The organism is Arthrobacter sp. 18067 (genome assembly GCF_902706295.1).
GTDB lineage: Bacteria > Actinomycetota > Actinomycetes > Actinomycetales > Micrococcaceae > Arthrobacter.
Map to the genome: position 1 here is coordinate 105,783 of NZ_CACSJJ010000006.1, position 18,926 is coordinate 124,708.

The following is an 18,926-nucleotide window of genomic DNA, read 5'->3' on the forward strand; positions in this document are numbered from 1 at the left end:
CGCAACCCACCCCGGAGATCAATGGAACGCAACGTTGCTGCCACGCTCGTTTTCAAGACCGCAGCCAACACAAAAGTGGCCATGGCCATTGCCGTGGCCGGGAACCCTGGCTACGAGTCAGTGACGGAAACCCTGTCCATCACCACGGCCGGGGTGGACGTTCCTTTCGCCGAACTCAGTGACCACCACGGAGGCCGCTTCCACTACATGGAGTTCAGTGAACCGAGCGAAGTGTCCGTGGAGTACCGTGCCACTGTCCACGGCTTTGGCGTCCCTGATGAGTCCTCTCCCATGGAACTGATCCGGTACGTACGTCCCAGCCGATATGCGGAGTCTGACCGGCTCCTGCCCACGTCATACGCCGAGTTCGGTGGCCTGCAGGGAGCCGAGCTGCTCCACGCCGTCCGCAACTGGGTCAATGGGGAGCTCCGCTACGTCAGCGGTTCTTCACGGGGTACGGACGGGGCCGTGGAAACCCTGCTTCACCGCAAGGGTGTGTGCCGCGACTTTGCCCACCTCGCCATTGCGCTGTTGAGGGCAAAAGATGTCCCCGCCCGACTCGCAGCGGTCTACGCGCCGGGCTTGAGCCCCATGGATTTCCATGCGGTGGCCGAAGCGTATATTGACGGTGCCTGGCACATCATCGATCCCACAGGTTTGGCACCACGGAGGTCCATGCTCCGCATCACGGCAGGACGTGACTCCTCGGACACGGCGTTCCTGTCCACCGTGGGTGGCAGCCTGTCGCTCAAGACCCTCAAGGTGAGCGCCTCGGTCAACGGCGAGCTCCCGGTGGACGACCCCCGGGAGCTCATCAGCCTGCGTTAGTGTCCCGCCACGGATGCCCGAAGCTTCTCAGTCAGGCGCAACAACTCACGCTGTTCTTCGACAGTTAGAGCGGGTGCCACCAAGTGCGCGATGTCACGGACATGTTCCCGGCCGATGGTCTTTTGAAGCTCACTGCCCGCTTCGGTGAGCGAGAGCAATACTCCTCGGCCGTCGTCGGGGGCTGTTGTCCTCTCTACCAATCCGCGCTTCTCCAGCCGGTCCACCAAGCGGCTCAAGCTGGACTGGCTCAGCAGCACTTTGTCGTTGATTTCATTGAGCCGGAGCTGGCCCGACGGGCATCTGGACAGGGTGAAAAGGACGTCGTATTCCTTGACGGGGAGGGTTTTGAACGCCGGTCCGGACTGGAGCTTCCGCATCACCGCCACCTGGGAGCGGAACAACGACTCCCAGGTCTCGGCGGCGAGGCGAACGGCGGAGGACGCCGACGGGCTGGACATCAGGCGTCCTGCCCCGTGGCGCCTGCGGATGCGGATTCGCTGACCTTGGCTTCCAGTGCTTCGGCAACGCGGGACGCGTGCGTTGGAGCGTCCGGCACGTGGGCCGGCTTCAGGGCAGCGTACTCCTTGCGCAGGACGGGAAGGACTTCCTCGCCGAAGAGGTCCAACTGCTCAAGGACGGTCTTCAGGGGGAGGCCCGCGTGGTCGATCAGGAACAACTGGCGTTGGTAGTCACCAAAGGCCTCACGGAACGTCAACGTCTTTTCGATGACTTCCTGGGGGCTTCCCACGGTCAGGGGCGTCTGTGAGGTGAAGTCCTCCAGCGACGGTCCGTGGCCGTAGACCGGCGCGTTGTCGAAGTACGGACGGAATTCCTTCACCGCGTCCTGGGAGTTCTTCCTCATGAAGAACTGGCCGCCGAGTCCCACGATTGCCTGGTCTGCCTTGCCGTGCCCATAGTGTTCGTAGCGCTCACGGTAGAGGCCGATCAGCTGCTGGTAGTGCTCCTTCGGCCAGAAGATGTTGTTGGCAAAGAAGCCGTCGCCGAAGTATGCCGCAACTTCTGCGATTTGCGGCGTGCGGATGGAACCGTGCCAGACAAAGGGGGCGACGCCGTCGAGCGGGCGTGGTGTGGACGTGAAGTTCTGCAGCGGAGTGCGGAACTTGCCGGACCAGTTGACCGTGTCCTCGTCCCACAGCTTGCGGAGCAGGCTGTAGTTTTCGATGGCGAGTTCTACGCCGTCCTGGATGTTCTTGCCGAACCAAGGGTAGACCGGTGCCGTGTTGCCGCGGCCGAGAACCAGGTCCACACGGCCGTCGGACAGGTGCTGCAGCATCGCGAAGTCTTCGGCAATCTTGACAGGATCGTTGGTGGTGATCAGTGTCGTGGCGGTGGAGAGGGTGATGCGCTCGGTCTGCGCGGCGATGTACGCCAGGGTCGTGGTAGGGGAGGAGGAGAAGAACGGCCGGTTGTGGTGCTCGCCAAGGGCGTAGACATCCATGCCGATTTCTTCGACCTTTTTGGCGATCGCAACGGAGGCCTTGATGCGTTCGTTTTCCGTGGGCGTGCGGCCCGTGGTGGGGTCAGTGGTGATGTCACTGACGCTGAATACGCCGATCTGCATGATGTGCCTTTCTCCCTGCCCGTGGTCCCGGGCTCTGTAAACAGTGTAACCCAAACTAGATGCATTTGCATGTATCGATGGCTGTAACAGGGCAGGCCCGGGAATTGTTCCCGGCCCTGCCCATCAAGGGTCAATCTGTTGGGAGTCCGCTATTCTCCGGGATTGTGGGCCGCGCGGCGACCCTTGACGCGGGGAATCATGCCCGTGGTCCAGTCCTGGAACTCATCCGACGGACCTCCGGCAGATCCGTTGCCCGACGTCGGCTCCGGCTTGTCCTGCAGAGCCTTCTGCAGGTCTTTCTTCTCCCTGCGGCCCTCCACCAATTTGTAGAGGACGGGGACCAGTACCAGCGTCAAGGCCGTAGAGGACACCAGCCCGCCGATCACCACGATGGCCAGCGGTTGTGAAATGAACCCACCGCCGCCCGTGAGTCCAAGTGCCATGGGGGTCAGCGCAAATACAGTGGCCAGCGCCGTCATCAGGATGGGGCGGAGGCGTTGGCGCGCACCGTGGGTGATGGCGTCTGCCACGTTCATGCCCGGGCTGCCGTCGTGCGGCCTGCGGTACTGGTTGATGAGGTCGATCAGGACGATCGCGTTGGTCACGACGATGCCCACCAGCATCAGCATGCCGATCAGCGAAGGGAGGCCCAGCGGAACGCCGGTTACCAGCAGCAAGCCAACAGCGCCCGTTGCGGCGAAGGGGACCGAGACCAGCAGGATCAGCGGCTGTATCAGAGACTTGAAGGCCGCAACCATAATCACATAGACGATGGCGATGGCGGCCAGCAGCGCCAGCCCCAACTGCCGGAACGACTCCGCCTGTTGGGTAGTTGCCCCACCGATGGTGGCAGTAACCCCTGCCGGCAGCTCCACCTCCGCCAGGCGCTCCTGCACCGCTGTGCTGACGCTGCCCAGGTTGGAACCCGACGGCGTCACGGTTACCCGCGCGGTCCGCTGCCCGTTGCTGCTGGTGATGGAAACGGGAGCGTCCACCTGTTCGACGGCGGCGATGGACTCCAGCGCCACCCCACCGCGTGCTGCCGGGAGCTGAAGTGCCCGCACCGAGGCAATGCTGGTGAAGCGCGTACCCTCACCGATCTGCACAGGGTAGTCGTTGGTGTCGATCCTGACGGTGCCGGCAGGGATGGGGCTGACAGTGGAGGCAAGGAAGGCTCCCACCTGCTCCTCTGTCAGGCCGGCCGCCACGGCCTTGGCGCGGTCAACCCGGACCTGAACCACCGATTGCTTGGAGGCGAGGTTGGTTGCCACCTCGGAACTTCCGGGCACTCCGTCCATGGCTTTGACCAAGGCATCGCTGGCGGTTTGGAGATCGGCGGAGTTCGCGGCCCGGATGGTGATGTCCACGGTGGAGGACGTTCCGAATCCGCCTTGCTGGGACCCTACGGTGACCTTCCCCGCGGCCCCCTCAAGCTTGGAACGGACCTCGTCCTGGAGTTTGGTCTGGTTCACTTTCTCGTCGGTGACAATCGTGAACGTCGAGTTGGATGAACCGGTGGATGTCAGGGCAGCGAAGCCCGTTTGCGCATTTCCGGAGGTGACCTGCACGTCCTTGATGCCCTCAATGCCCTTGAGGGCGTCCTCAATCCTTGCGGCCTCATCGCTGGTTGCCTGCAGGCTTGTCCCAGCCGGCAGGACCTGGCGCACCGTCATGCTGTTCTCGCCGGAGCGCCCCAGCAGGTCGGTGGCCAGGAGCGGAGACACTGCAATGGTCGCCACGAGGACCAAGGCCGCCGCAGACAACGTGATGACCGGGTGTTTCTGGGTTTTCGCCAGGATGGGTAGGTACCCGCGCTGAAGCCGGCTCCGCTGCTCGGCCTCACGGGCCTTCTCGGCCGCTGCCTGGGCGGACGCTGCAGCCTCAGCGCCCTTTGGCGCCGAGGAGAGGAACCAGTAGGCCAGTACGGGAACGATCGTGAGGGATACCAACAGCGACGACAGAAGAGCGATGGTCACGGTCAGGGCGAAAGGCCTGAACAGTTCCCCGGCGAGGTCGCCCACGAAGGCGATGGGCAGGAAGACAGCCACGGTGGTCAGGGTGGAAGCGGTGATGGCTCCGGCGACTTCCCGGATGGAGGTCAGAATGGCGGTGAGCTTGTGTTCGCCGTAACTGAGGTGTCGCTTGATGTTCTCAATCACCACGATGGAGTCGTCAACCACGCGCCCGATCGCAATGGTCAGCGCCCCCAAAGTGAGGATGTTGAGCGAATATCCGGTCGCGGAGATGCCGATGAACGTGATCAGCAGCGAGAGCGGGATGGACACGGCTGTGACCAGGGTGGACCGTACGGACATCAGGAACACCAGGATGACGGCCACGGCGAAGCCCAGGCCAAGCAGTCCTTCCGTGGTGAGGTCCTTGATGGATTTCTCGATGAACGGGGCCTGGTCGAAGACCGGTGTGAACGTGGCATTGTTGCCCAGCTCGTCCTGCATCGGTCCGATCGCGTCACGCACTGCATGGGAGATCGCGACGGTATCGCCCTCAGGCTTTTTGGTGACGGACAGTGCCAGAGTCGGTTTGCCGTTCGTGCGCGTGATGGAGGTGGCGGCGTCGTCCTCGATGCTGACGTCGGCCACCGCCCCGATGGTGGCAGCACCCTTCGCCCCCGCCAAGGGCAGTCCTTTGATGATGTCCAGGGAGTCGACGGGACTGCCGAGTTGGAGGGACAACGTCTTGCCCTGGTCCTCGATTGTGCCCACAGGAACCAAAGTGCCGTTGTTCTTCAAGGCGTTGCTGATGGCCTGGATGGAAGCGCCACTGCTTGCCAGGTCTGCCGGACGGGGCTGGATCAGGATGTGCTGGCTGGAACCGCCCGTCACATCGGCGCCGCGGACGCCGTCGATCTTCTGGAGGCGGGGAACGCTCAACCGCAGGAGGTCGGCGTTGAGTTCGCTGAGCGGTTTGTCCGAGGACACCGCCAGGTAGACGATGGGGAAATCGCTGATGTTCCCGGCTATGGACTGGGGTTCGACGTCGGCGGGCAGCACCCGCTTGGCGTTCGAGATGGCCCGGTCGATCTGGTTGCGGGCCCTGTCCAGGTTGGAGCCGTACGTGAACACCATGGTGATCTGCGATACGCCGTTGCGGGACGTTGACGTGGTGGATTCCAGGCCCTCGACACTGTTCAGTGCTGTTTCCAGTGGCTGGCTCAACTGCTTGTCCACGACCTCAGGCGAAGCGCCAGGCATGGAAGTCACCACAGTGATCTGCGGGAACTCGATGGACGGGATGAGTTCCTGCTTAAGGGACCCCATGGTGATCACGCCGAACACCGCCGCAAAGACGGTGATCAGCGCGATCAGGGCCCGGTTTCCCAGAGAAAGCTTGGCCAGGCGGAACATTGCATTGACTCCCAGGGTCTACGAAACGATTCGTCTGACGGGAACCGGCCGCAGCCCCGGGTATGGCCTAGCTTTGGACGGCGTTGGCCACTTCCAGTTGCAAGGACCGCGCGGTGCTTGCTTCCAGTTCGGCGGCGAGGTCCGGGTTCTCGTTGAGCTTGACGCCGTAGCCCGGCATCATGTCCTTGAGCTTGGACTGCCATCCCTTGAAGTTCTTGGGGAAGGACTTTTGCAGCAGCTCGATCATGATGGGCACGGCGGTGGAAGCTCCAGGGGAAGCTCCAAGCAGTGCGCCGATGGAACCATCGCGGGAGGCGATGACCTCGGTGCCGAACTGCAGGACGCCGCCCTTCTGGGGGTGCTTCTTGATGATTTGCACACGCTGGCCTGCGGTGATCAATTCCCAATTGGCACCGGCAGCCTCGGGGTAGTACTCCCGAAGGGCCTCCACCTTGGCCTCGTGACGCTTGGCGACCTCCTTGATGAGGTATGCCGTGAGGTCCATGTTGTCCTTGGCCACTGCCAGCATCGGGATGATGTTTCCTGGACGGATGGACAGGGGGAGGTCAAGATAGCTGGAGGTTTTCAGGAAGTTGGTGGAGAAGCCGGCATACGGGCCGAAGAGGAGGGAGCGCTTGCCATCCACGTATCGGGTGTCCAGGTGGGGGACCGACATGGGAGGAGCACCCACGGACGCCTGGCCGTAGACCTTGGCGCTGTGCTGGGAAGTGATGGCATCATCCGTGCAGCGGAAGAACTGTCCTGACACGGGGAAACCGCCGTAGCCCTTGCTTTCGGGAATGCCGGAGGCCTGCAGCAGGTGCAGGGCGCCGCCGCCGGCTCCGACAAAGACGAATTTGGCGTGGATGCGGCCGTGTTCGCCGGATTTGGTGTGCTTGATGGACAAGTCCCATCCGCCACCTGCTGCGCGGCTGATGTTGGTGACGTCGTGGCCGTAGTTGACCTCTGCGCCGCCGTCCTGCAAGTAGGTGGTCAATTCCCGTGTCAGGGCGCCGAAGTCGACGTCGGTACCTTCAGCTGCGCGGGTGGCGGCAACGCGCTGCTTGCGGTCCCGTCCCTTGACGATCAACGGGGCCCACTTGGCGATCTGGTCCTGGTCCTCGGTGTATTCCATGCTGCGGAACAGCGTGTTGGGCTTGAGGGCCTCGTACCGGGTCTTGAGGAAGTTCGAGTGGTCATCGCCAATGACGAAGCTCATGTGCGGAACGGTGTTGATGAAGCCCTTGGGGGACCCGATGACATTGCTGTCCACCAAGTGGGACCAGAACTGGCGTGAGAGCTGGAACTGCTCGTTGATGTGGAGGGCCTTGGACGGGTCCACGGATCCGTCTTTGGCTGCGGGGGAGTAATTAAGCTCACACAGCGCGGCATGTCCGGTGCCGGCGTTGTTCCACGGCCCGGAGCTCTCAAGCCCCGCTTCGTCGAGTCGTTCGAACAGGGAGATGGTCCAGGTGGGTTCAAGTTGCTTGATGAACGCACCGAGGGTGGCACTCATGATTCCGCCGCCAATAAGGACGACGTCGGCATGTTGAGTCTTGGAAATGAAGGTCACGATCAATCTCCGTTAGCGGCGGCACTGGCTGTCACAGAATATCCCCGCGCAGACTCAATACTGAAATTGCGGGGAATCGTCAAGGCTTTAGGCGGACGTTTGTGAAAACTTCGTTGAGGACTGGTGAAGCCGGGTAGCTTTCCACCTTGTTGGACAACGCCAAGGCCGAGATCGGGAAGGCAATCGGGACGGCAGGGACCGACGCCGCGATCTCCGCGTTGATGGCCTGGTACTGGGCGTTTCGGTCGTCCCCGTTGGGCATGGCACGTGCCCGCTCGATCTTGTGGAAGACTTCCGAATCCGAGTAGCCGAACTCTGCCCGGGTCTCACCGAACAGTGGCCCGAGGAAGTTGTCGGCGTCGGCGTAGGAGCCGTTCCAGCCCAGAAGGTGCAGGCCGCGGTCGCCCGCCGACTGAACCCGTTGCAGGTAACCGTCTTCCCAGTCCACTGGCACCGGCTTGATGTTGAAGCCCACTGCAACCAGTTGCCGGCTGATCTCGGCGTAAATCTTCTCAGGAGTGGGCATGTAGGCACGGGTGGCGTTCAAGGGGTAGTAGAACTTGATTTCCTCGCCCTTATAGCCCGCCTTTTCCAGCAGTTCCTTGGCCTTCTCCGGGTTGTACCCCAGGGAGGGGGCATTGTTGTTGAAGCCGCTGAGCTTGGGCGGCACGAACTGTGATGCCTGCGCCGTGTTGTCGATGAAGAACCGGCGGATCAGCGTTTCCTTGTCGACTGCCATTTCGATTGCCTGGCGGACCTCGAGCTTTTCCAGGGGCGCCACGGCTTGGTTGATGCCGAGGTACATCACGGAGAAGGGGTCGCGTTGGATGATCTGGACACCCTTTTTGACCAATTGGTCAAAGGTCCCCGACGTCACTAGGTCGTAGGCATCGATCTTGCCGTCCAGGAGGGCCTGCTGCCGCGTTTCAGCACGATCGTAGGGAATGAAGTTGATGGTGGCTATCTGGCCCCTGTTTCCCCAGTAGCCCTTGTAGCTGGAGAGCGCCACTTTGTTCTCGTCCCATGCGCTGAACTCATAGGGCCCCGTTCCTACGGGATGGGAGGCGTAGGCGGACACGGCCTGGCCATTGCGGGTCTGGTCAAGGACGTTGGCCTTTTGTGCTTCAAGGGCCGCCGGGGAGGAGATGGCGAAGGCGGGGAGCGTCAACGCCTTCAGGAAACCGGTGAAGGGGCGGGTCAGGTTGATTTGGACATCGTTGGCCGAGACCACCTTGCAGTCTTTGAAGATGGAGAACACCGGTTCGTCGGAGTAGGCCTTGAAAACACCTTGGAACGAGATCCCGGGTGCTTGCTTTCGGAGGTCTGCAGGGAAGGTGAACCAGCGGTTGAAGTTGGCGCAGACAGCAGAAGCGTCCAACGGCGTGCCGTCATGGAACGTTACTTCGGAGCGCAGCGTGAAATCGTAGCTGAGCCCGTTGTTGCTGTCCTTCCACTCCGTGGCAAGGAGGGGAGTGGTCTCACCTGTCGCGCCGTCGACGCCGACCAGTCCTTCGAGGACTTGGCGGGTGATCCGGTAGGACTCGGAATCGGCCGTCATGGCGGGGTCGAGCCCCAAGGGCATGGAGGCCGTGCCGAAGTTGAAGGTTGCAGTGGGTTCCACAGGGGCGGAACTGCTTGCTGACGAAGAGGGTGCCGGCCCGGGGGATCCGGTGCACGCTGCCAGTCCCAGAACCGCAACGGCAGCTCCGAACTGTACGGTCAGGCGACGCATTTTGCTGCTTGCCACTCTTGTCCCCTCAAGCCGGTTGGAAGTACTGTGGCCGGCTTCGGCCAGACCGCATTCCAGTCTAGTTGAACGTCCTGAGTGCACCTCCCAGCGCATCTTCAGGAAGCCGTCCCCGCTGCTTGAGGAAAAACACCCCCGACTCTGCAGACTTCTGCGACCGGGGGTGTTCCGTGTGGCCCAAGGCCACTGCGTTTCCTAACCACAGTGATTCACAACCACTGTGTTTCAGAACCACTATGCTTCTTCACACTGTTTCACACTGTGCGCAAGGGGGGACTTGAACCCCCACGCCCGAAGGCACAGGAACCTAAATCCTGCGTGTCTGCCAATTTCACCACTCGCGCTGGCCGGCAGGCGTGCCGTCCTGTTGGACGGACCCTGCCATATACCGGACTACAGTGTACCCGCTACTTGTCCAGCTTGAGGTCCCGGCGCAGCTTGGCAACGTGGCCCGTGGCGCGAACGTTGTACTGCGCCAGGGACACTTTTCCTTCGGGGTCGACAACGATGGTGGATCGGATCAGTCCCATATAGGTCTTGCCGTAGTTCTTCTTCTCACCCCACGCCGCATAGGCGTCCGCGACGGCGTGGTCTTCGTCCGAGAGGAGCGGGAATGTCAGTTGTTCCTCGGCCGAAAACTTTGCCAGCGCTTTGGCGGGATCGGGGGAGATGCCAACGACGTCGTAGCCGGCAGCCTGCAGGGACCCAAGGGTGTCGCGAAAGTCGCACGCCTCCTTGGTGCAGCCGGGCGTGGACGCTGCCGGGTAGAAATAGACGATGGTTTTTCGCCCACGGAAGTCCGACAGGCTGACGCTATTGCCCGTTTCGTCCGGAAGGGTGAAGTTCGGGGCAACGTCGCCCGGGATAAGTCGTTCTGCCAAAATATGCTCCTTGCTTACGATCGCGATTTCCCAGTTTAGTGCGGAGAAGCCGCGTCTCATCCCCTCCACGCATATACTGTCGGCATGCCAGATATGGAGAGATGGCCCACCACCCGATTGCTTTCGACAGCTGCACGCCTGGTGGAAATCTCGTGGAACGAAAAACTGAAGTCCATCGGCCTTACCCACGCCGGAGTCATTGCCATGCAGGTGCTTGCCGCCAAGGGTGCAATTACGCAGGCGGCGCTGGCCGAAGTTGCGCGGGTCAAGGCCCAGACAATGGGCACCACCCTCGCGCGGCTGGAGTTGCACGGGCACATCACCCGCCAACGCAGCGACTCCGACCGCAGGAGCCACGTGGTCACCCTTACCGAGGCCGGGAGCGCAGCCCTCGCGGAAGCCGTAAAGCTTGAGCAGGATGTCTTGTCCCCTGTTGCCGTTGATACCGCACGGTTGCGGGAGGAACTAAGGATAGTAGTCCGGGGGTTGGCTGGCCTGCCGGCCCCGGAAACGGATTCCACGGAGAATGGCACCGACGTACCCCAAGTTTGAAGAACGCCAGGGTTTCCCTCCCGGGAAGCCCTGGCGGAGAAGCAAGAAAGGCTCCGGATCGTGGAATACGATCCGGAGCCTTTCTTCTTGGTGCACCCCCCGGGACTCGAACCCGGAACCCATTGATTAAGAGTCAATTGCTCTGCCAGTTGAGCTAGAGGTGCAGCTTTTTGTCGGGGCGCTTCGAGTAATTCGCATTCCTCGGCGAGCTCCGCAACGACAAATAACTCTACACCACTTTTTGCAGGCTCGTGACCATGGAGGGGCGAGCGTGATGCACGCCATGTAATTGCTTTCAAGGATTTCCCGGGAAAGCAAAAAGGCCTTGGAGCGAAATTCACTCCAAGGCCTTTCTTTGGTGCACCCCCCGGGACTCGAACCCGGAACCCATTGATTAAGAGTCAATTGCTCTGCCAGTTGAGCTAGAGGTGCAGCTGTTGAATTCGATCAACCCAGGGGCTTTTCATTCCCCGGCGATCTCCGCAACGACATGTAACTCTACACGACTTCCACCGAAGTGGGAAATCGCCTCTCAACCGGCTGTGAACCTCAGGATGAGCCCCGCAGGATCAGCACGAAGTCGGGGTTTTTGTTGTTGCTCAGGACCCACAGCGTGCCGTCCGGAGCTCGGGCCACGTCCCGCAGGCGCCCATATTCGCCTGTGAAATAGCCCACAGGTTCACCAGCTGTCTCGCCTTTGAGCGGAACGGCCCAGAGCCGCTGACCTCGCAGGGCACCCGTGTAGGCCACGCCGTCCACGATTTCCAGCCCACTTGGGGATGCCTCGGATGTTGAGGGCCATACGACCTTGGCGTCGATCAGTCCGGCCCTGCCGGGCGCGCCGGTCACTGACGGCCATCCGTAGTTGCCTCCCGGCGTTATGAGGTTCAGTTCGTCATCCACGTCCGGACCAAACTCGCTGGCCCATAACCTTCCTTCGCTGTCCCATGCCAAGCCCTGGACATTGCGATGACCGTAGCTGTAGACGGGATTTTCGCCGAACGGATTTCCCGGGGCGGGACGTCCTTCCGGAGTAAGGCGCAGGATCTTGCCACCCAGGGCATTTGTGTCCTGCGGCTGTTCCCTGCGCTGCGAGTCGCCTGTCCCTACGTACAGGAATCCATCGGGGCCAAAGCGGATCCGGCCACCGTTATGGGTTGATGCCTTGGATATGCCGGTGAAGATTACTTCCGGGTCGCCGAGTGACAGCCTCCCCCCTGCGTCCTCGTCGAGCCGCATCCGCGCAATACGGTTGTCGCTCGCAGAAGTGAAATAGGCATACAGCCAACGGTCTGTGGGGAACATCGGCGACAAAGCAAGACCCAGCAGGCCGCCTTCGCCTCCGGGATCGACGCCGGGAATCTCGCCTATTGTTGTGGCCCGGCCGTCGCGAATGCCCTTGACCTGGGCGGAATCGCGCTCGGATACCACCGCTGTGCCGTTCGGCAGGAAGACGACGGACCATGGGAGCTGCAACCCGACGTCGAGCTTTCCCAGTACATCAGTGGCGGGCTGGGTGCCCAGTGTGCCCTGACCGCCCCCAGGGCTGGCAGTTGAGGAGGTGGCTGTCGCGCCAGGGGTCGCTGCAGATCCCGGGGACGATGGACTGCCCGTGCATGACGCCAGTGCCAGGATCAAGGCGAAAGCAGAGGCAGGCACGAGGGAGGTTCGCCCTACCACTGCGCGCCCGCCCATGTCTGCGTCCGTTACCGATGCCTGCGGATACAGCCGGTTCAGTGCCTGTTGCGCCTGGGTGGCCGGAAGCCTGCAGCTTCTGCATGTGCGGCCGACTCGAACCACACGTCCGCGGTGACGTCGTCGTACCCGGCCGCGTCTTCGTCGTGGTACGTCATGTCGGCGGCGTTGGCCTTCACGAGGTAGCCATCTCCTGGATTGCTGGAGGACCCGTTTCCATAAGGGTGTTCGGCGGCAAGGTGCCCGGATGTCGCGGAATCCTCAGCCGCCGCAGACTCTGCGCCCGGCAGCGTAGGGGAGTGCGCATCGGTGTATTCATGGTGATGGACCGGGGCGCCGCTCTCATCGGTCCATGACGATTCCCACTCCGCCTTGTCGGCTGCGTCGTCGGCCCTGCTGACATCATCGGCGGTCACCTGGGGCGAAGGCGCCGGTGTTGGTGGTGCCGGAGACTGCGCTGCGGCGGCTGGTTGTGAAGAACCTGCATCCCAGTCGTCAACGTCGCCGGCGTCGGCAGCGTGCAGTTTCGCATCGGTGTCCACTTCGGGCTCGTCCACCACCGGCTCCTCGATCACCGGCTCCTCAATCACAGGTGCGGCTATGACAGGCTCTTCCACCGTCAAGCCCGGAGTTTCCGCTGGTTGGGGTTTGGGGGAGTGGGTCTCCGGCACATCGTCGAGGTCGCCTGTGGAGGAGCCGCTGGTGGTCTCTTCATCCCTGCCGGCCTTTATCCCGCTTGGTTCGTCACTGATGGATTCTTCCCCGGCGGGGCCGCTGCCCTCGGCGGCTGCCTTGCCCAAATTTGTTACCCCGGCCAGGCCGGCTACTCCTGCTGTCGCGGCGGCTGCATCCGGAAGGGGCGAGGTGTTGCTGGGCTCCATTGCGGCAGGAGCATGGGTTGAGACGGAATTACGTGCTTTGTTGCGGTTCATTAGCCACCAGACAATAGCAATGACCAACACAATGACAATGACCCAAATTAACCAGTCCATGGTGGATGCCCTTCTGCTCACAGCGGTGCAGTTCGTGGTGTTCCTGACGTTACGTGCCTCCTAATGGGCTGTCCAGCGTTTGACCTGCTGTTCCATGGAACTTAATCAGCGTGCTGAGGAATGTGCCGGGGCCGCAAAATGCCGTGGAAAGGAATTCGGGCGGGTCCCCTAGGCTGGCTGAATGGACTTCAAAAGGTTGCAGATTCTGCGCGAGTTGGCAGACCGGCAAAGCGTCGGCGCAACGGCTGATGCCATGAATGTCACGGCTTCGGCTGTCTCCCAGCAGTTGAAGGCCCTGCAGGCGGAAATCGGCGTTGTGCTCGTGGAGAAAGTGGGCAGGGGTGTTCAGCTCACGGAGGCCGGACACGCGATGGCCGCCGCTGCCGCCGACGTCGCCACGGCCATGGCAAAGGCGGAATCCACCATCGACACCTATAGGAAGGGCTGGCAGGCGCGCGTTTCGGCAGCTTTCTTCCCCAGTGCGGCCGAGATGCTGTTGCCCGGGGTGTTGCATCGGGTCGCGGCTGTGGACGGCCTCACCTTTGATGCCCACTTCGAGGACCCGGGTACGGCCCATTTCGCGCCCCTGGTGGCGGATTACGACATAGTCCTTGCCCACAGCGTGGACGGGCCCGAGGTTTTTGCGCGTCAGGGACTGACGGTGGTGCCGCTGCTGGAAGAAGCCCTGGATGTCGCGATGCCTGCCGGCCACCCCTTGGCGGCCAAGGCGGGGTTGAGTCCTGAGGACGTCGTGGATTACCCCTGGATCGGTGTCCCGGAGGGATTCCCTTTCGACACCGTGCTTCGGCAGATCGAACTGCAAGCCGGCAGGCAGGCTTCGAGGGGCCAGCGGTATCCGGATCTGAGGGTGCTTGAAGCCCTCGTGGGTGCCGGCCACGGGATCTGCCTTCTCCCGCGTTATACGGCCCGGGCCAGTGCACGACGGGGTTTGGTCCTTCGGCCGCTCACGGATGTTAAAGCCAGCAGGAGCATCGTTGCCTTGCTGCGCCAGGAGGTTGCCGCGCGGGCTACCATCTCGCTGGTGGTGGACATGCTCAAGGACGAGGCAGCCGCAATCGGCAGGGAACTCCAAGAATCCCACCACGACATATGAGGTCCGGACCAGGATATGACCGCAATATTCGGCTGATCACGCATAAACCGGCAGAGAACAGTACTGGCGGACTCGAGGGACCCATAGACTTTGCTCATGAGTGACACCACCCAGATTGCGACAGACAACACGCCGGACATCAAGCCCCGCAGCCGGGTCGTCACCGACGGCATTCACGCGGCACCTGCCCGTGGCATGTTCCGTGCGGTCGGCATGGGCGACGACGACTTCGCCAAACCCCAAATTGGTGTCGCCAGTTCATGGAATGAGATCACCCCCTGCAACCTCTCCCTCAACCGCCTCGCGCAGGGTGCCAAAGAAGGCGTCCACGCCGGCGGTGGCTTCCCGATGCAGTTCGGCACCATATCCGTGTCAGACGGCATTTCCATGGGCCATGAGGGAATGCACTTCTCCCTCGTTTCCCGCGAAGTCATTGCCGACTCCGTGGAAACCGTCATGCAGGCCGAGCGCATCGACGGCTCGGTTCTCCTGGCGGGCTGCGATAAGTCCCTTCCGGGCATGCTCATGGCCGCTGCCCGCCTGGACCTTGCCGCAGTCTTCCTCTACGCCGGCTCCATCATGCCGGGTTGGGTCAAGCTTGAGGACGGCTCGGAGAAGGAAGTCACCCTGATTGACGCCTTCGAAGCCGTTGGTGCCTGCGCTGCCGGCAAGATGAGCTTGGAGGACCTCACCCGCATCGAAAAGGCCATTTGTCCCGGCGAAGGCGCCTGTGGAGGAATGTACACCGCCAACACCATGGCTTGCATTGGCGAGGCCCTGGGCATGTCCCTTCCGGGCTCGGCCGCCCCACCCTCGGCAGACCGCCGTCGTGATGACTTTGCACGCAAGTCCGGCGAAGCGGTAGTCAACCTGCTGCGCCTGGGCATCACGGCCCGCGACATCATGACTAAGAAGGCGTTCGAGAATGCTATTGCCGTCACCATGGCATTCGGTGGTTCCACCAACGCCGTGCTGCACCTCCTGGCCATTGCCCGCGAGGCGGAAGTCGAGCTGACGCTCGATGACTTCAACCGCATTGGTGACAAGATTCCGCACCTCGGGGACCTCAAGCCTTTCGGCCGCTACGTCATGACTGACGTGGACAAGATCGGCGGCGTGCCGGTCATCATGAAGGCGCTGCTCGACGCCGGACTGCTGCATGGCGACTGCCTCACCGTTACCGGCAAGACGCTGGCCGAAAACCTCGCCTCGATCAACCCGCCGGACCTTGACGGCAAGATCCTCCGCGCGTTGGACAACCCCATCCACAAGACCGGCGGCATCACCATCCTCCACGGCACCATGGCCCCGGAAGGAGCCGTGGTGAAGAGCGCCGGCTTCGACGCCGACGTCTTCGAGGGTACCGCCCGCGTGTTCGAGCGTGAGCAGGGCGCCCTGAACGCGCTGGACAATGGCGAAATCCATAAGGGCGATGTTGTGGTCATCCGCTACGAAGGACCCAAGGGCGGCCCCGGCATGCGGGAGATGCTGGCGATCACCGGGGCCATCAAGGGCGCGGGCCTGGGCAAGGACGTCCTCCTGCTCACCGATGGCCGTTTCTCGGGTGGTACCACGGGCCTGTGCATCGGCCACGTTGCGCCGGAAGCGGTCGACGGCGGTCCTATCGCCTTTGTGAAGGATGGCGACCGCATCCGCGTCGACATCGCGGCCCGATCGTTCGACCTCCTGGTTGACGAAGCCGAGCTTGAAGCCCGCAAGGTGGGCTGGGAGCCGCTGCCGGCCAAGTTCACCAAGGGTGTCCTGGCCAAATACGCCAAGTTGGTCCACAGCGCCTCCACTGGGGCGTACTGCGGGTAGTTCCTGCCGTAGACTCCGGCTGCCTTGAGACAGCCGGAGTCCGGTGGGCGGACAATGCTGTCCAAATAGTGAGATACGGTAGTGGTCAATTGACACGTATCTCACTTTGAGGGAACACTGAACGCATGATCACATTCGTTACCGTCGGCGTCGTCGTCCTTACCAAGCGCGTGGCTTAGTCCGACCGGTAACGAACTGTCACGCGCAAACCCCTCGAAGAGCCGGAAGGCTGAGGGGTTTTTTTATTCCCCTAAGCAAGACCCATCTATTGAAGATCCACTAAGGAAGAGTCCGATGAGCAAAGGATCGCCGATCAGCCCCTCGCTGATGGCTGCAAAGTCCGCTGGAGCCCACAAAGCTCCGGAAAAGGTCGACCGTACGGCTGAGGCCGTCGTCGTCGACGCTGTTGCGCCTCTCTCTCCTGTACTTGGGCCGAACACCGTTGTACCCCCAACGGTGATGTCCGGCTCGCAAGCAATTGTCCGCTCGCTCGAAGAACTCGGCGTGGACGATATTTTCGGTTTGCCCGGTGGCGCGATCCTGCCCACCTACGACCCCTTGATGGCTTCCAGCATGAATCACATCCTGGTCCGTCACGAACAGGGAGCCGGCCACGCCGCGCAAGGCTACGCCATGGTCACTGGACGGGTTGGCGTTTGCATCGCTACCTCGGGACCCGGTGCCACCAACCTCGTTACCGCCATCATGGACGCCCACATGGACTCCGTGCCGATGGTGGCCATTACCGGCCAGGTCTCCAGCGGAGTCATCGGTACCGATGCCTTCCAGGAAGCGGACATCGTGGGAATCACGATGCCCATTACCAAGCACTCATTCCTCGTGACGGACCCCAACGACATTCCGCATGTCATGGCAGAGGCTTTCCACCTTGCTTCCACGGGCCGTCCCGGTCCTGTGCTGGTGGACATTGCCAAGGACGCCCAGGTGGGCCAGATGACGTTCTCCTGGCCTCCGAAGGTTGACCTGCCTGGCTACCGTCCAGTGGTCCGTGGCCACAACAAGCAGGTCCGCGAAGCTGCCAAGCTGATCGCCGCAGCAAGCAAGCCGGTCCTGTACGTGGGCGGTGGCGTTGTCAAGGGCCACGCCTCGGCAGAGCTCATGGAACTCGCGCTGGCTACCGGCGCCCCCGTGGTCACCACGTTGATGGCGCGCGGTGCCTTCCCTGATTCGCATCCCCAGCATGTTGGCATGCCCGGCATGCACGGTTCAGTCTCCGCCGTTACTGCCCTCCAGCAGGCCGACCTCCTGATCACCCTCGGCGCCCGGTTCGATGACCGCGTCACCGGCGTGCTGAAGACCTTCGCCCCGTTTGCCAAGGTCATCCACGCTGACATCGACCCCGCGGAAATCTCCAAGAACCGCACCGCCGACGTCCCGATCGTTGGCTCGGTCAAGGAGATCATTCCGGAGCTCACCGAAGCGGTGAAGACACAGTTTGAACTGAGCGGCACCCCGGACCTGGATGCCTGGTGGGCTTTCCTTGGCAACCTGCGCGATACTTATCCGCTGGGCTGGACCGAGCCGGAAGATGGGCTCACCGCACCGCAGCGCGTGATCAAGCGCATCGGCGAGCTCACTGGTCCCGAAGGAATCTATGTTGCCGGCGTCGGCCAGCACCAGATGTGGGCCGCCCAGTTCATCAAGTACGAACGGCCCCACGCCTGGCTGAACTCCGGTGGAGCAGGAACCATGGGATACTCGGTTCCGGCAGCCATGGGTGCCAAGGTTGGTGAGCCGGACCGCGTGGTCTGGGCCATCGACGGTGACGGCTGCTTCCAGATGACCAATCAGGAACTGGCTACTTGTGCCATCAACAACATCCCCATCAAGGTGGCCATCATCAACAACTCCTCGCTGGGCATGGTCCGCCAATGGCAGACGCTGTTCTACGAGGGCCGCTACTCCAACACGGACCTGAACACCGGCCACGACACCGTCCGGATCCCGGACTTCGTGAAACTGGCCGATGCCTACGGTTGCGCCGCACTGCGTTGTGAGCGTGACGAAGACATCGACGCCACCATCCAGAAGGCACTCGAGATCAACGACCGCCCGGTGGTCATCGACTTCGTCGTCAGCCCCAACTCGATGGTGTGGCCGATGGTGCCTTCGGGCGTCAGCAATGACCAGATCCAGGTTGCCCGCAACATGACCCCGGAATGGGAAGAGGAGGACTAGGCATGACCCGCCACACACTGTCCGTTCTGGTAGAAGACAAGCCCGGCGTGCTGACCCGCGTGGCCAGCCTCTTCGCCCGGCGCGCATTCAACATCAATTCCCTGGCTGTGGGACCCACCGAGGTCCCCGGAATGTCCCGCATGACGGTTGTCGTCGACGCCGACGGCGACCTCATTGAGCAGGTCACCAAGCAGCTCAACAAGTTGGTCAACGTGATCAAGATTGTGGAGCTGACTTCTGAATCTTCCGTACAACGCGACCACATCCTGGTCAAGGTACGTGCGGATGCCGCGACACGCCTGCAGGTTACCCAAGCTGCAGACTTGTTCCGTGCCGCCGTCGTCGACGTGTCCACAGACTCGTTGGTGATCGAGGCAACCGGTACCCCCGAGAAGCTCGCTGCGCTGCTCTCAGTGCTCGAGCCGTTCGGCATCCGTGAAATCGTGCAGTCCGGCACCTTGGCCGTTGGACGGGGATCCCGCTCCATGAGTGACAGGGCGCTCCGCTCCGCGTGAGCAGTGCGTCCAGTACCGCAGCACCACAATCAATATCTAAGAAAACCACTCAAGAGGAGTTACGC

14 protein-coding genes and 3 tRNA genes are annotated in these 18,926 nt (G+C 62.2%); 6 read left to right on the top strand and 11 right to left on the bottom strand.

What is annotated here, in order from left to right:
• Positions 1-21: 21 nt before the first annotated feature.
• Positions 22-828 (top strand): transglutaminase family protein, encoded by an 807-nt coding sequence (locus GVL04_RS07835; RefSeq protein ID WP_159702158.1) that lies wholly within the window; start codon positions 22-24, stop codon positions 826-828.
• On the opposite strand, the gene GVL04_RS07840 is transcribed toward GVL04_RS07835, so the two are convergent.
• The 7 genes from GVL04_RS07840 to bcp form a co-directional block, all read right to left on the bottom strand.
• Positions 825-1,286, bottom strand: coding sequence for a MarR family winged helix-turn-helix transcriptional regulator (locus GVL04_RS07840; RefSeq protein ID WP_159702161.1), 462 nt, complete (start codon positions 1,284-1,286; stop codon positions 825-827). The two genes, GVL04_RS07835 and GVL04_RS07840, sit on opposite strands and share 4 nt — an antisense overlap.
• Positions 1,286-2,410 carry an LLM class flavin-dependent oxidoreductase gene (locus GVL04_RS07845; RefSeq protein WP_159702164.1) on the bottom strand — a complete coding sequence of 375 codons (1,125 nt, stop codon included), beginning with the start codon at positions 2,408-2,410 and terminating at the stop codon, positions 1,286-1,288. The genes GVL04_RS07840 and GVL04_RS07845 overlap by 1 nt, the downstream gene beginning before the upstream one ends.
• Before the next feature lie 149 nt (positions 2,411-2,559).
• Complete coding sequence (locus tag GVL04_RS07850) at positions 2,560-5,775, bottom strand: efflux RND transporter permease subunit (RefSeq protein ID WP_159702167.1); 3,216 nt, start codon at positions 5,773-5,775, stop codon at positions 2,560-2,562.
• A gap of 67 nt (positions 5,776-5,842) precedes the next feature.
• A complete protein-coding gene (locus GVL04_RS07855) occupies positions 5,843-7,348 on the bottom strand; it encodes a malate:quinone oxidoreductase (protein ID WP_159702170.1) in 1,506 nt (501 codons plus the stop codon).
• 79 nt (positions 7,349-7,427) lie between these two features.
• Positions 7,428-9,080, bottom strand: coding sequence for an ABC transporter substrate-binding protein (locus GVL04_RS07860; RefSeq protein ID WP_200846791.1), 1,653 nt, complete (start codon positions 9,078-9,080; stop codon positions 7,428-7,430).
• Positions 9,081-9,357: 277 nt separating this feature from the next.
• Positions 9,358-9,439 (bottom strand) — tRNA-Leu (locus GVL04_RS07865).
• A gap of 63 nt (positions 9,440-9,502) precedes the next feature.
• Positions 9,503-9,976: a thioredoxin-dependent thiol peroxidase gene (gene bcp, locus GVL04_RS07870; protein WP_159702176.1), complete on the bottom strand. Its 474-nt coding sequence runs from the start codon at positions 9,974-9,976 to the stop codon at positions 9,503-9,505.
• 84 nt (positions 9,977-10,060) lie between these two features.
• Here bcp and GVL04_RS07875 point away from each other — a divergent pair, with 84 nt between their 5' ends.
• Positions 10,061-10,528 carry a MarR family winged helix-turn-helix transcriptional regulator gene (locus GVL04_RS07875; RefSeq protein WP_159702179.1) on the top strand — a complete coding sequence of 156 codons (468 nt, stop codon included), beginning with the start codon at positions 10,061-10,063 and terminating at the stop codon, positions 10,526-10,528.
• 88 nt (positions 10,529-10,616) lie between these two features.
• On the opposite strand, the gene GVL04_RS07880 is transcribed toward GVL04_RS07875, so the two are convergent.
• The 4 genes from GVL04_RS07880 to GVL04_RS07895 all read right to left on the bottom strand — a co-directional run bounded on the left by GVL04_RS07880 (position 10,617) and on the right by GVL04_RS07895 (position 13,155).
• Positions 10,617-10,692 (bottom strand) — tRNA-Lys (locus GVL04_RS07880).
• A 192-nt stretch (positions 10,693-10,884) separates the two neighbouring features.
• A tRNA-Lys gene (locus GVL04_RS07885) sits at positions 10,885-10,960 on the bottom strand.
• A 117-nt stretch (positions 10,961-11,077) separates the two neighbouring features.
• Positions 11,078-12,223, bottom strand: a complete 1,146-nt coding sequence (locus GVL04_RS07890) for a sorbosone dehydrogenase family protein (RefSeq protein WP_159702182.1) — start codon at positions 12,221-12,223, stop codon at positions 11,078-11,080.
• Positions 12,224-12,261: 38 nt separating this feature from the next.
• Positions 12,262-13,155 (bottom strand): hypothetical protein, encoded by an 894-nt coding sequence (locus tag GVL04_RS07895; RefSeq protein WP_235036212.1) that lies wholly within the window; start codon positions 13,153-13,155, stop codon positions 12,262-12,264.
• Positions 13,156-13,396: 241 nt separating this feature from the next.
• Here GVL04_RS07895 and GVL04_RS07900 point away from each other — a divergent pair, with 241 nt between their 5' ends.
• The 4 genes from GVL04_RS07900 to ilvN all read left to right on the top strand — a co-directional run bounded on the left by GVL04_RS07900 (position 13,397) and on the right by ilvN (position 18,861).
• On the top strand, positions 13,397-14,329 hold the full coding sequence (locus GVL04_RS07900; protein ID WP_159702185.1) for a LysR family transcriptional regulator: 933 nt from the start codon (positions 13,397-13,399) through the stop codon (positions 14,327-14,329).
• Between the two features lie 96 nt (positions 14,330-14,425).
• Positions 14,426-16,147, top strand: a complete 1,722-nt coding sequence (ilvD, locus tag GVL04_RS07905; protein ID WP_159702188.1) for a dihydroxy-acid dehydratase — start codon at positions 14,426-14,428, stop codon at positions 16,145-16,147.
• 294 nt (positions 16,148-16,441) lie between these two features.
• Positions 16,442-18,346, top strand: a complete 1,905-nt coding sequence (locus GVL04_RS07910) for an acetolactate synthase large subunit (RefSeq protein ID WP_159702191.1) — start codon at positions 16,442-16,444, stop codon at positions 18,344-18,346.
• 2 nt (positions 18,347-18,348) lie between these two features.
• The gene (gene ilvN, locus GVL04_RS07915; RefSeq protein ID WP_021470923.1) at positions 18,349-18,861 is read left to right on the top strand and encodes an acetolactate synthase small subunit; all 513 of its coding nucleotides are present in this window, start codon (positions 18,349-18,351) and stop codon (positions 18,859-18,861) included.
• Positions 18,862-18,926: the final 65 nt, after the last annotated feature.

Coding starts and splice junctions, on each gene's coding strand:
- GVL04_RS07835 (WP_159702158.1), top strand. CDS start 22: ATGGAACGCAACGTTGCTGCCACGCTCGTTTTCAAGACCGCAGCCAAC.
- GVL04_RS07840 (WP_159702161.1), bottom strand. CDS start 1,286: ATGTCCAGCCCGTCGGCGTCCTCCGCCGTTCGCCTCGCCGCCGAGACC.
- GVL04_RS07845 (WP_159702164.1), bottom strand. CDS start 2,410: ATGCAGATCGGCGTATTCAGCGTCAGTGACATCACCACTGACCCCACC.
- GVL04_RS07850 (WP_159702167.1), bottom strand. CDS start 5,775: ATGTTCCGCCTGGCCAAGCTTTCTCTGGGAAACCGGGCCCTGATCGCG.
- GVL04_RS07860 (WP_200846791.1), bottom strand. CDS start 9,080: ATGCGTCGCCTGACCGTACAGTTCGGAGCTGCCGTTGCGGTTCTGGGA.
- GVL04_RS07875 (WP_159702179.1), top strand. CDS start 10,061: ATGCCAGATATGGAGAGATGGCCCACCACCCGATTGCTTTCGACAGCT.
- GVL04_RS07890 (WP_159702182.1), bottom strand. CDS start 12,223: ATGGGCGGGCGCGCAGTGGTAGGGCGAACCTCCCTCGTGCCTGCCTCT.
- GVL04_RS07895 (WP_235036212.1), bottom strand. CDS start 13,155: ATGAACCGCAACAAAGCACGTAATTCCGTCTCAACCCATGCTCCTGCC.
- GVL04_RS07900 (WP_159702185.1), top strand. CDS start 13,397: ATGGACTTCAAAAGGTTGCAGATTCTGCGCGAGTTGGCAGACCGGCAA.
- ilvD (WP_159702188.1), top strand. CDS start 14,426: ATGAGTGACACCACCCAGATTGCGACAGACAACACGCCGGACATCAAG.
- GVL04_RS07910 (WP_159702191.1), top strand. CDS start 16,442: ATGAGCAAAGGATCGCCGATCAGCCCCTCGCTGATGGCTGCAAAGTCC.
- ilvN (WP_021470923.1), top strand. CDS start 18,349: ATGACCCGCCACACACTGTCCGTTCTGGTAGAAGACAAGCCCGGCGTG.